Genomic DNA, 12645 nt, shown 5'->3' with positions numbered 1-12645 from the left:
AACAGCGATCGCCTGTTCTGCCTGCTGCCACTGTCCGAGTTGCTGATAGGCTAAAGATAAATTGCTGGAGGCGATCGCGAGATTGAGCTTATCTCCTTTGGCTCTATAGTTTTGCGCTGCTTGTTGCCAGATTTTTACTGCTTGGGCAAATTGTCCGGCTGTATAGAGTTCTCTGCCTTGTTGCAATAATTGTGCATCATCACCGCTGCTCTGTGTTGGTTGCACAGCGATCTCTGGAGCGGATGGAACTGCGATCGCCGTTCCAGGGAGGAAAATTAACAATACTGCGAGGTAAGTTTTTGAGATTGACATTGTTATTACCTCTCACCTCTTACCTCTTGCCTCTTGCCTTAAAACAAACTGTAATTGACCGAAAAATATACGCCGTTTTCTTGCCAGGTGCGATCGCGGTCTTCAATATCGACTAAGGGAATACCCCAATCTAGACGAGCAGTTACGGTGTCTGCTAGTTGAAAGCGCAATCCCAAGCCTACCGATACTAAGGTATCTTCGTCTTCAGGCGGAGTCAAATCATCCACCGATCGCCCAGCTTCGTTCCAAATCGTTCCAAAATCGACGAAGGGCGTGACTTGTAGTGTCAATTGCCGTTCGGGAACGCGATAAACTGGAATGCGCAGTTCTGCCGAAGCAAATAAACCACCATCTGATAGCAGTGCATCTTGACGGTAGCCTCTGACGCTTTCGAGTCCACCTACGCCAAATTGTTCTAAAGGTACGAGCGGATCGTCAGCAATTTGGATATTTGTACGGAGTAGGAATAAAGTATCGGGAGCCAGCAACCGTACCCATTGCGCTTGTCCTTGCCAGGAGAAGAAGCGACTGTCTGGAGCATCGCTGTTAATCGTAGCGTCAAATGCTCCCACACCTAAATTAAATTGCGATCGCGCTGCAAATACTTCTCTGGTATTACGTTGCGTCCATTCCTGAAAGAATTGGACGGCTGAAATGCGAGTATCTCCATCCTCATCTGCGCCTGGTGATAGCAAAGAGGAAGGATAGTCAAACTCTTCTAAAACATCAGAAGAAATTTCGCTTTCACGCCGCGCTGCTGTTAAACCAAGAGCGAATTCACGATTAGGAGATTGCAATATAGGTTGACGATAGCTGAGTTCAAAATAGCGGGAATTACCATCAATTTCGAGGTCGTCGAATGGAGGTTCGATCACGTTGCTGTCGGTAAATCCAACATTCAAGCTAACCGCGCCATTTTTAGCATTTACGGGGATTGTATAACTACCATCTATGCCGTTGCTACCGTCGGTATTGCTATATGCAAAACTCAACCCATCGCCAAATCCGAGTAAATTAGCTTGATTCAATTGCACCCGTCGCCGGAAGCTACCAACACTAGGCGATCGCCCGTTATCCAATACAATTTGCGTATCAAAGGTATCTGCTTCTTTCACAGTGACATCTAGCACGCTCGTACCTGCACGAGTCCCTGCTGAAAGTTCGGCTGAGAGGTTTTGAATTAAGGGATTGAGTTGTAGCAGTTGCAAAGCCTCTAACAGGCGTTGTTGGTTCAGGGGTGTGGCTTGCGGAATGCGATCGCGAATGTAACTAGGTCTTAATCGCCGCGTTCCCTGTATGTTAACTGCTTCTAATCCCCCTTCGACGACTTGAATTTTCACTACGCCGTCTTGGATGGCTTGGGGTGGAATTAAAGCCCCAGAGGTAATATATCCTTTATCTATATATAGTTGCGTAACAGCAGTACGGGCTTGAAACAGTTCGGCAAAAGACAGCGATCGATTTGTGAAGGGAGCTAAAACTTTCTCGAAATCTTGGGGGCTAAATACCGTACTGCCAGTCACCTCAAACCTTTTAACTGTTAGTTTTTCTGGAATTTTTCCCGGTATAGGTGCGGGTGTGGGAGGTGCATCAGGTGGCTGTAATAAATCTTCTGGTGGTGGTAAGGGAGCGGGTGTCGGGAGTTCTGGAGGCGCGGGTTCGGAGCGCGGAATTACATCTTGGGGACGCGGAGGCGGTGCAGGGAGAGGGGGAGTTTGAGCGATTGGGAGTTGTGCTTGTAAGTTTGTCCGTGCAACGACCGCCGGATCGGGGCTAGCATTAAGACTAGGAGTCAGTAAACAAAAACTAATGCTTATACAACCAATCCCTCCCGTTATTTGTATGAGGAGGGATGCAAAACTATTGTAAAATTTACGTTCCATTACAGCTATTCGGTCTAAACCAAGGAATATTAAGCGTATCGGTAATAACAGAAGCAGTCAGTATGACCTCACCATTAGAACCTACCACCCACCCTGTAGCTTCCACAAGTGGGGCGGGATTAACTTTATTGGAAATTTCTGCGGGAGTCGAAATTGCTTTTGACTTTTGACTTCTAACTTTTGACTTTTCTGCAATGCCCAAATCTGCCAAGATGGACTCGCTTCTAGTTGTTTCGGCAGGAGTTGGAGGTAAGCCACCTCGTCCAGCGATCGCGAAGCTGCTTTCTCCTGATGCTACGCTACCTACAGAACACCCTTGAGCCACCAAACCGCTGACATCGACGACATCTGCTGGTAAGACAACTAACTCAGCGCTGGGGTCTACATCTGGTCTTCTAATTTCTACGATTCCATTAAGACCGCGATCGGAGCTGGCATCGATCGTACTATCGGGAGACACAAAGAGTCCTTGGGTTGTAATGCTGATATTACCACCGCGACCATCGACAGCTTTAGCTGTAATTTTGCTTCTTTCTGCTAGTACTAGATTGTCTGTATCAACATTTATATTGCCACCATCGCCTGCACCTTCCGCACTAGTAGAAATTTCACCATTGTTGCGTAATGTAAGTAAGTCCAGGTTTTGTAAGTTTATATTTCCACCGTCACTGCTGAATTTACTGGTAGCAGTAAGTTTGCCACCATCTTCTACACGGATGGAATTAGCTGTAACTTCCAAGTTGCCTGCATTACCCGTACCGAAACTGCTGACACTTATTTCCGCCTCATTCCCAATCGTCAAACTTTTTGTATTAATTCTCAGATTTCCAGCAGTTGCACCACCTTGAGCGATCGCAGTTAAGGTACTCGGAGAACCATTTTTTGTAGTCCCCGTCAGCTCTACAGATTCAGATGCGTTGATAGTGAGGTTTCCTCCTTTGCCTGTTGCTGGTACGAACTGGTTGAGAGTTAGATCGAAAACAATTCCCTCTGATGCTGTGGATATTTTTGCTCCATCTCTGACAATTAGTTTTGAAGTATTAATTGTTAAGTCCCCTGCATTTCCAGCAGCAGCAGTTGCACTAGATAAACTACTAAATGCCTCAAAATTATCAATAGATAAAGGAAAACTACCGATTATTTGTACTGATTCTGATGCGTTAACAGTTAATTTTCCTCCAGCACCTGTAGCAAAAGTAGAAGTAAAAACTTGCGCCCCTTCTTTCACGGTTAAATTTTTAGTATTGAAAGTAATACTTCCGCCATTTCCTGCTCCAAAAGTTAAAGTAGATATTACGGTATTCACGCCCGCCAATTCTATATTATCTGAGGCGTTTATAGTCAAATTTCCCGGTTGGATTTCTTGTCTATTTATAGAGGTCAATCCATAATTGTTAATTTGAATTACCTTACCTTGAAGGTGAAGATCGCCATTACTTTCACCACTGACATCTAAATAAGGTATGTTTGCAAAGCTATTTAACTCAATATTTTGAAAATTTTGTACCTGCTCGTATCCCAACTTCCAGCCTTTTTCTGTGGGCTTGAGATTCACTAAACTATTATCGAAAACACTGCCTAGTTCAATTCGTCCCTCTGCTGCTGTCATATTTCCACCCTCTTGTAAAATACTACCTCCTACAAGTGCTAATGTTTTACCTGTCACTACTTGTAAACCAGCAGGAAAGCCAAAGTAATTTACTGCTCCGTTGAGAGACGCTTGAGAGCGGTTAACGATCGCGCCAGAATTGGAGCCAAATTGCAAGCCGATCGGCGTATTAACTGTTAGTAAGGGCGGAGTTTGAGAATGATTTGCATCGAACTGAGTGCCATCGGCAAAAATAATGCTACGCGCTGTACTAGCGAGAAATGAACCACCAATATTGAGCGAGGCATTAGTGCCAAAAATAATTCCATTTGGATTGATTAACAATAAGTTGGCGCTACCGTTAGCGGCGATCGCGCCATCTATATTAGAAGCACTAGAGCCAGTCACGCGGGTGATAATATTTTCAATATTTACATCGTTATTGAAGCGCACTTCACCATTTGCTGGGATAGAAAACTGCTCGAAGCTGTGAAATAGATTTTTACCCCGCGCTGCTCCACCTTCAATTTGAGAAGTTAGAGGAGTAGTTTGGTTAACTGATGAGCTTTCAGCACCTAATGTATTGTCGGGAACAACCTGAGCTGAAATCCGATCTTCAGTAGCGATCGCTCCACTAACTGCTACACAGCACGCCAGCCGTAGCCGCCAACCCCAACTACTCCTACTTTGAGCCATTTTTAAATTTACTCAGACATCGACATACTTAAGAGCATATCTGAGTATGTCAGACAGGCAACAATATAACTTAGAAAACCCCTCTTGTTGCAGGAATAATTCTAAACATACCTGTGGCTGTATCACCCAATCCACTTACCAGGAGGTGGCGCACAAGCTTGGTTTGGGGGGCAAGGGCAAAACCAAGCAGTGGTTCGGAATACACTATCTGGTGAGGGATCTGGCAACACGCTGGTATTTGGACGGCAATCGCGATCGGATGGTGTTTTCTCAAAAAAATTGAATTCTATGGAAATATTTTTAGTGTCTAACACGCCATATTTTTGAAATATCTTATTTAGTGAGGACAATATATCTTCCTGATTGAGAAGTGCCATTATTTCTTGTTGAATAGCATCGTTGTCCATTGTGCTTCTCCTAGAAAACTCTATTTTGTCAGCGATCGGTTGACAGCGATCGCCCACAGCTAAATTTCAATACAGAAGAAATAAGTTGAGTTCCCGAAATCTGTCAATCATAGTACTTTTGTGCTAAATCGAGCGATTTTTGAAATAGTTATGCTGTACAAGCGATCTGATGCTTTCAGGTGGGAAGCAAGAAGCTGAAGCTTGGCAATTATAAATCGCCGCTATAAAGGCTTAACCGATCTGCCATGAGTCTGCGCTAACAGACTTTGTTAATGTAGTTACGGATTACATTCGCCCTTTCTCATAGCGATTTTCGATTGGGTAAAACACGCGATCCGTAGGGGCGCACAGAGAAAGCGCCCCTACAAATGTCACGCACGCAATCGAGAATTGCTATCAGACTAGAGTTTCCTGTTTCCTGAAAATAGTTGGCACTTCCATGCACATCTGGGCAAGTCGGACTTAGTATTGACAAAAGGAACCTAGAATCCACACGCTCAGCCCATGCAAACTCTGGAAAAGACAGAACCCAAACTCGCCCAACTTAAAACCCTCCTGACAGAGATTAACGACATTGAATCGGCTGCATCCCTCCTCTATTGGGATCAAGCAACGTATATGCCTCCCGAAGGCGCAGCAGCAAGGGGAAGGCAATTAGCCACGCTAGCGCAGATTGCCCACACGAAATTTACCGACCCGCAAATCGGACAACTATTAGAAGATTTACGCCCTTACGAACAAAGCTTAGCCTACGATTCAGATGAAGCAAGCCTGATCCGCATCACGCGCCACGACTACGAACGTGCGGTCAATATTCCCCCTGCTTTTACAGCTAAGTTTTCACAACATACGGCTGAGTGTTATGAAGTTTGGGCAAAGGCAAGGGCTACAAATGATTTTGCTACAGTTGCGCCTTATTTAGAAAAGACATTAGAACTGAGTCGCGATCGCGCTAACTTTTTTCCTGGGTACGAGCATATTGCCGATCCATTGATTGCAGATGCAGATTATGGCATGACAGTCAAGAGCGTGCGATCGCTATTTACTCAACTGCGTCAGGAACTCGTCCCCATTGTCGAAGCAATTGCTTCTCAACCCGTAGCCGACGCATCTTGCTTGCACCAGCATTTCCCTGAAGCCGAACAACTAGATTTCAGCTTCAAAGTTATCGAACAACTCGGTTACGATTTTCAAAGGGGACGACAGGACAAAACCCTACACCCCTTCATGATTAAATTCTCTACAGGGGATGTCCGCATCACCACTCGCGTGCGCGAAAATGACTTGAACGAAGGGCTATTTAGTACGATTCACGAAACCGGACACGCACTCTACGAACAGGGAGTGAGTCGGGCATACGAAGCTACGCCACTAGCGGGAGGAACTTCAGCGGGAGTGCATGAAAGTCAATCGCGGTTGTGGGAAAATATGGTGGGCAGAAGTCGTCCTTTTTGGAAATGCTTTTATCCCCAGTTGCAGGAAACCTTTCCCCAACAGTTAGGAAAAGTTGACTTAGAAACATTTTACCGAGCGATTAATAAAGTCGAGCGATCGCTCATTCGCACCGATGCCGATGAAGTCACCTATAATCTCCATGTCTTGATTCGTTTCGACCTGGAATTGCAGTTATTAGAAGGTAAATTAGCAATTCGCGACCTTCCTGACGCTTGGAACGAACGTTACAAATCCGATCTTGGCATTACCCCACCCAACGATAGTATTGGTGTTTTACAGGATGTCCACTGGTACGGTGGTGCGATTGGCGGTGCGTTCCAAGGATATACCCTCGGTAACTTAATGAGCGCTCAATTCTTTGCTACTGCAACGCAAGCACATCCAGAAATTCCTCAACAAATCGCCTCTGGTAACTTTACCACCTTGCACGACTGGCTGAAACAAAACCTCTACCAACACGGTCGCAAGTATACGGCGGCGGAATTAATCCAACGGGTGACTGGTAGTCCCCTGCAAATCGAACCCTTTATCAGCTACATCAAACAGAAATTTGGCGAATTGTATGGAATTTAGGGAGTAGTGTCTGGTGACTAGTGACTAGTGACTGGATTCAAGATTCTGGTTCCACTAGCCACTAGCAACTCACCAACTACCACTCACCAACTACCAATTACCAACTACAACATTCTTGGGGAATTTATCATGTCCGAACTGCTGCAAACTGTTCTCGATAGTGAAGAAAGAAGCGATCTGCGCCAGTTTTTTAGCGAGATTCGTCATCAAGATAAGAAGTATTTGTTGAGAAACGACATTCTGATGTCGTATGTCGAGTACTGCAATAAGTACCAAAAGTCGGCTGAATTTTATAGCGGTTCTCATCTGGGTAAGCTCATTTACTATACCCAAGAAATCATTCTAGAAAATGGTAATCTTTGTTTAATTATCCGCCAAAAAATTGCCAGTCAAGAATTCTATCGAATCACAGAAGATTTGATGGTAGAAGTGCTGACGATACAGGAATTGCTTGATGTTCGCGATCGCTTTGTCAACCGCTACCATCCAAATGAAGGGGATATTCTCGAACTCGATTTTGGACCTTTTTACGACTACACTCCCACCATTCGCGACCCGAAAAATATTGGTAAGGGGGTACAGTATCTCAACCGCTATCTTTCCAGCAAATTGTTTCAAGACCCCAGACAATGGTTGGAAAGTATGTTTAACTTTCTCCAGGTACATCAATATGATGGAATTCAACTGCTAATTAACGGCAGAATTAAGTCCCATCAACAATTATCCGATCAAATCAAAAGAGCGATCGCATTTGTGGGCGATCGCGCCAGTGAAGAACCCTACGAAAATTTCAAATTTGACTTACAAATGATGGGGTTTGAACCTGGCTGGGGAAACACGGCGGGGCGGGTACAAGACACTTTAAGTATTCTCGATGAATTGATCGATTCTCCCGATCCGCAAACCCTGGAAGCTTTTATTTCTCGGATTCCGATGATCTTTAAGATCGCCCTTGTTTCGTCCCACGGCTGGTTCGGACAAGAGGGAGTTTTGGGACGACCCGATACAGGGGGTCAGGTGGTATACATCCTCGACCAGGTAAAAAGTTTAGAAAAACAGTTGCAGGAAGATACGACCCTGGCGGGTTTGGACGGGATGAATGTGAAGCCGAAAGTTGTCATTCTCACCCGCTTAATTCCTAATAGCGATGGAACTCTTTGCAATCAAAGATTAGAGAAAGTTTATGGAACGGAAAATGCTTGGATCTTGCGCGTCCCGTTGCGAGAATTCAATCCTAAACTGACACAAAACTGGATCTCGCGGTTTGAGTTATGGCCCTACCTAGAAACTTTCGCGATCGATGCTGAGAAGGAATTACTAGCAGAATTGCATGGAAAACCCGATCTAATTATCGGTAACTATTCTGACGGTAATTTAGTCGCATTCTTACTATCGCGGCGGATGAAGATTACTCAGTGTAATATTGCCCACGCGCTAGAAAAGTCCAAGTATTTGTTTAGCAACCTGTACTGGCAAGATTTAGAAGATAAATATCACTTCTCGCTACAATTCACCGCCGATCTGATTGCCATGAATGCGGCTAATTTTGTCATTAGCAGCACCTACCAAGAAATTGTCGGGACTCGCGATAGTGTCGGGCAGTATGAATCCTACAAGTCCTTTACAATGCCAGACTTGTACCACGTTGTCAGCGGAGTCGAACTATTCAGCCCTAAATTTAACGTGGTTCCGCCTGGGGTTAATGAAAGTTACTACTTCCCATATTCGCGGATGGAAGACCGCGTGCCAAGCGATCGCGAACGGGTAGAAGACCTATTATTTACCTTGGACGATCCCGTTCAAGCTTACGGCAAACTCGACGACCCCAGCAAGCGTCCAATTTTCTCGGTAGCCAGGTTAGACCGGATTAAAAACTTAACTGGTTTAGCTGAGTGTTTTGGGAAAAGCGAAGCATTGCAAGAACATTGCAATTTAATCTTAATTGCTGGGAAATTGCGCGTTGAAGAATCGGAAGACAACGAAGAAAAGGATGAAATTGTCAAGCTTTATAGCATCATCGACCAGTACAATTTGCATGGCAAGATTCGCTGGTTAGGGGTACGCTTGCCTAAATCTGCTTCTGGGGAAGTTTACCGCGTCATTGCTGACCGTCACGGTATTTTCGTGCAGCCAGCGTTATTTGAAGCTTTCGGCTTAACCGTATTAGAGGCGATGATTTCTGGTTTACCGACTTTTGCCACTCAGTTCGGGGGACCGCTAGAAATCATTCAAGATAAGGTAAATGGTTTCTACATCAACCCAACGCATCTAGAGGAAACAGCCGATAAAATTTTGGAATTTGTGACGAAATGCGAACAAAATCCTAATTATTGGTATGAAATTTCCACGCGAGGAATTGACCGAGTTTACAGCACTTATACTTGGAAAATTCATACTACGCGCCTGCTATCTCTGGCACGAATTTACGGTTTCTGGAATTTTATTTCCAAAGAAAACCGCGAAGACTTGTTGCGTTATCTTGAGGCTTTATTCTATTTAATTTATCGTCCAAGGGCGCAACAATTGTTAGAACAACACATGCATCGTTAAGTTATCGGGTGCGTTAACAACGCACCCTACCTTACTACTGCCAAACAAAAACTTTGGCTTCGTAAGGACCAATGTCCAGCAGCATATCTTCCCCAGATTCGAGGTCGTAATTCCCCGTCCATTCGTGCCATTTTCCAGCAGCAGGGAAGTTATCGACGCGATACCCAGCTAAGAAGTTTTCTGAGAAATTAGCGATTACAACTACGCGAGAACCTTCATCGTTCCAACGAGTGTAAGCTACGACTTTAGCTTCTGGATTTTCGTGGAAGAAATCGATATTTTCCGTGTAAAGCGCGTGGTTGTGCTTGCGGAGGTTAATTAATCCTTTGTAGTATTCAAATAAGTTGCGATTGAGATCGTTGCCCAGCAGTCCCCACTCGATTTTGGCAGATTCAGTTGTTTTCGGCTTATATTCACCAAATTCTTCACCCATCCAAACTAAAGGAACACCAACAGCTGTCATTAATAAGGCAACTCCCAATCTAATTCTCCTGAAGGCTTCTTCGTCAAAGATTTGGCGATCGCCTAACTCTACCATCAAATGGTTGTGGTCGTGGTTGGTCAGGTAATTGACAACATTAGTTGCACCCATGAAGCCTTGACGCTTGCAGTCAATGACATCTTTAAGTCTTTCTAAGTCGAAGGTGTCACCGCAAATGTGCGCCAAAACATCGTGGTAAAAACTATCGTGCCAGCAACCATCCATCGGACCATCTACATTAGTAATGGATGTTGTTTCGGGAATGTGTTCGGCAACAGTATAAAAAGGCTTCATGCTGGCTTTTTGCTTGGCTTCATTCACTATCCAATGCATGAAGTCATAGTTGGCAATTTGTCTTGCAGCGTCAAAGCGAATGCCATCAATATGAAATTCTTCCACCCAAAATCGCACGTTGTCGCCAATAAATTTCCGTGCTGGATATGTTTCTAAATTTTCATCGTAAAATTCGTAATTAAACTCTGGTCCCCAGTTATTATCGGGGTCGCGGGGTTCGTGATGATACCAATAATCGTGGTCGATTTGAGTTAGCGGACTTTCTGCTTCTGAGTGGTTGTAAATCCCGTCCATGATAACGCGAATGCCTTTTGCATGGCATTCATCGATCAGTTTTTTCAATCCCTCTGTAGAACCGTAGCTGGATTCTGTAGCGAAAAAGTGACGGGGATTGTAACCCCAGCTATGATCTCCCGGGTATTCTTTAACTGGCATCAATTCGATTGCGTTAACACCAAGTTCGCACAGATAATCTAACTTTTCAACAACGTGTTTGTATTTACCGCGTGCGTGAGGGTCGTCTTCACCACCAGAAAAATCGCCAACGTGCATTTCATATATTACCAACTCGCGATCGCTCGGTAATGGCTTGTCGTCGTGTTGCCATACATAAGTATCCAGAATCCGCTGTCCATCTTTTACCCGCACTACTGCATTTTGCGTTGGGTTATCGATATCTGTAGCATAAGGATCGATAACATCTACCCATTGGTCGGGTTCAAAGAACCAAGATTTAGACTGGACGCGAAACTTATATTGATATACGCCATCTTCTAATTCAACTTTTGTCCGAAAGTACCCGTCTTTACCTTTTTCCATCGCTATCTCTTCCCAATTGGAAAAGCAGCCAATTAGCTTCGCACCTTTGTTATATGGAGCAAATAAACTAAATTCTATTGGGCTTGCCATGATTTTTTTAATACAGTGACGAACACCCGTATTGTCTTACGCGCAAACAGAGTTTGAAAATCATTCACGGGGTAGAAGATAAGTTATTCTACCTTCCTCCCCAAGATATACGAGCGAACGATTCTTTTCAGGCAAGTCCCAAAAATTGATGAATTAACTGAGTGTTCGATCGCATCTCTATCAATTTTATTAAAAATCTCAATCCTATCTCCATCAACTGTACTTCTTCAGATATATGTCTATAGCCAGAGTTTGAAGTGGAGCGCGATCGCGCTTCAAAATATTTGTTAAGATATGTGTAGCTGATAATACAGACTTACATTTTATTTAACTTTAAATTTTCATTATTTAGATAGAACTGTGTTTTGTCTTGCGGCAGAGGGTGAGTAAACTGTAACAAAGCTAACCTAAAAACTAGGAAAGGAAATAGTTGGAGCTTTCCCTTTCTAAACCAAATTATTTTCAGCCAAATTATGGCGCTTGTACTGAATTAAAATTTCAGACGATGCGGCTAGAATAGACCTAATTTTTTCCAAAAATCCTATGCAGCTAGAATCCCTAAATAAAAGTTACAAGAGTAACAATATACCTGCGATCGAATTTCCCTTGGTCTTTTCTAGCTTTAGAAATGGATTGTGGCTGTTTGGAATTCCTTCCTGGTTATTTGGTATTGTCGATCGCAGTTTTGCCGCTTTTACTGATGGATATGTCTCTTCTATAGAGCTGGTACACTTATTTACAGCTTCTTTTTTCTTACTAGGCTGGATTTATCTCAAACCTGAAGAAAGCTCAAATATTGGTGGAATTGGTGCAGTCAGAAGTTATGCAATTGAGGCACGAAACTCTATAGATGAGCATAGCTTACACGCAACCACAGCTAGAATGTCAGAGCTGCAAGAGCAACATGTCATTCGTCAAGAATATATCTTACCCTTTCATTACATTTGCCAAATTTACCATCTTTTAAATCTCAAACACTTAGAGACAATCCACCATTTCAGTCTTAACAACCTTAAAGTGATTGGAGTTAGTCAAATTCAGCCGACACAAAGCGGGGGAATGGTAAGATTTCAAACTGTGTTAGATTCACCTGCTAACGTGTTACGAATTTGGCGACAACCAATAGTCGAAGTAGGATTAACCTTACATACTCCGTATACGGTAGAGTTGAGTATTCCGGTTTATAACCAGCGATACATTACTGTTTTGTTCAATGTTATTCCCGTTGGTGCTAACGAGCATAAGCTCATTATCGATATCTACAGCAATCTCAATTGGCCCCGACCATTATTGCAAGTCGTGTTGCATTTTGCCGCTTGTTTGACTTTGTTTGAAGATTTACCTTATTTGCAAAGAATCGCTCAGAAAAAAGTACATCATCTCGTCAATCTCAAAGGAATCTCCGAAAGAGATACGATGTGGTTGTATAGGAGATTTGTGAAATTGCATGGAGCGCGTCAAGTACTAAGCTTACCTGAAGCAAAGGCTTAAATATAC

The 12645-nt window shown here is 43.7% G+C and carries 7 protein-coding genes and 1 pseudogene; 3 read left to right on the top strand and 5 right to left on the bottom strand.

Features of this window, described 5'->3' with window-relative positions; genetic code table 11:
• Window positions 1–21: 21 nt before the first annotated feature.
• The 4 genes and pseudogenes from CHRO_RS34965 to CHRO_RS26085 form a co-directional block, all read right to left on the bottom strand.
• Window positions 22–312: pseudogene (locus tag CHRO_RS34965) on the bottom strand (CHAT domain-containing protein); the annotation flags it as partial.
• Between the two features lie 38 nt (window positions 313–350).
• Window positions 351–2195, bottom strand: coding sequence for a ShlB/FhaC/HecB family hemolysin secretion/activation protein (locus tag CHRO_RS26095; protein WP_015157232.1), 1845 nt, complete (start codon window positions 2193–2195; stop codon window positions 351–353).
• Complete coding sequence (locus CHRO_RS26090) at window positions 2185–4479, bottom strand: two-partner secretion domain-containing protein (RefSeq protein ID WP_015157231.1); 2295 nt, start codon at window positions 4477–4479, stop codon at window positions 2185–2187. The genes CHRO_RS26095 and CHRO_RS26090 overlap by 11 nt, the downstream gene beginning before the upstream one ends.
• A 122-nt stretch (window positions 4480–4601) precedes the next feature.
• Complete coding sequence (locus CHRO_RS26085) at window positions 4602–4886, bottom strand: hypothetical protein (RefSeq protein ID WP_015157230.1); 285 nt, start codon at window positions 4884–4886, stop codon at window positions 4602–4604.
• Between the two features lie 504 nt (window positions 4887–5390).
• Between CHRO_RS26085 and CHRO_RS26080 the strand changes: the two genes are divergently transcribed.
• A complete protein-coding gene (locus CHRO_RS26080) occupies window positions 5391–6914 on the top strand; it encodes a carboxypeptidase M32 (protein ID WP_015157229.1) in 1524 nt (507 codons plus the stop codon).
• Between the two features lie 129 nt (window positions 6915–7043).
• Complete coding sequence (locus CHRO_RS26075; protein ID WP_015157228.1) at window positions 7044–9464, top strand: sucrose synthase; 2421 nt, start codon at window positions 7044–7046, stop codon at window positions 9462–9464.
• A gap of 34 nt (window positions 9465–9498) precedes the next feature.
• Here CHRO_RS26075 and CHRO_RS26070 read toward each other — a convergent pair whose 3' ends face one another.
• Complete coding sequence (locus CHRO_RS26070; protein ID WP_015157227.1) at window positions 9499–11148, bottom strand: alpha-amylase family glycosyl hydrolase; 1650 nt, start codon at window positions 11146–11148, stop codon at window positions 9499–9501.
• A 543-nt stretch (window positions 11149–11691) separates the two neighbouring features.
• Between CHRO_RS26070 and CHRO_RS26065 the strand changes: the two genes are divergently transcribed.
• Window positions 11692–12639 carry a hypothetical protein gene (locus tag CHRO_RS26065; protein WP_015157226.1) on the top strand — a complete coding sequence of 316 codons (948 nt, stop codon included), beginning with the start codon at window positions 11692–11694 and terminating at the stop codon, window positions 12637–12639.
• Window positions 12640–12645 lie beyond the last annotated feature (6 nt).

The organism is Chroococcidiopsis thermalis PCC 7203, assembly GCF_000317125.1.
GTDB lineage: Bacteria > Cyanobacteriota > Cyanobacteriia > Cyanobacteriales > Chroococcidiopsidaceae > Chroococcidiopsis > Chroococcidiopsis thermalis.
Note: the sequence above shows the minus strand (reverse complement) of the source record. Positions and strands in the feature narration are given on the sequence as shown.

Bases quoted from the DNA above. Each gene is read 5' to 3' on its own strand.
- CHRO_RS26065 (WP_015157226.1), top strand. From the start codon at position 11,692: ATGCAGCTAGAATCCCTAAATAAAAGTTACAAGAGTAACAATATACCT.
- CHRO_RS26095 (WP_015157232.1), bottom strand. From the start codon at position 2,195: ATGGAACGTAAATTTTACAATAGTTTTGCATCCCTCCTCATACAAATA.
- CHRO_RS26075 (WP_015157228.1), top strand. From the start codon at position 7,044: ATGTCCGAACTGCTGCAAACTGTTCTCGATAGTGAAGAAAGAAGCGAT.
- CHRO_RS26085 (WP_015157230.1), bottom strand. From the start codon at position 4,886: ATGGACAACGATGCTATTCAACAAGAAATAATGGCACTTCTCAATCAG.
- CHRO_RS26070 (WP_015157227.1), bottom strand. From the start codon at position 11,148: ATGGCAAGCCCAATAGAATTTAGTTTATTTGCTCCATATAACAAAGGT.
- CHRO_RS26080 (WP_015157229.1), top strand. From the start codon at position 5,391: ATGCAAACTCTGGAAAAGACAGAACCCAAACTCGCCCAACTTAAAACC.
- CHRO_RS26090 (WP_015157231.1), bottom strand. From the start codon at position 4,479: ATGGCTCAAAGTAGGAGTAGTTGGGGTTGGCGGCTACGGCTGGCGTGC.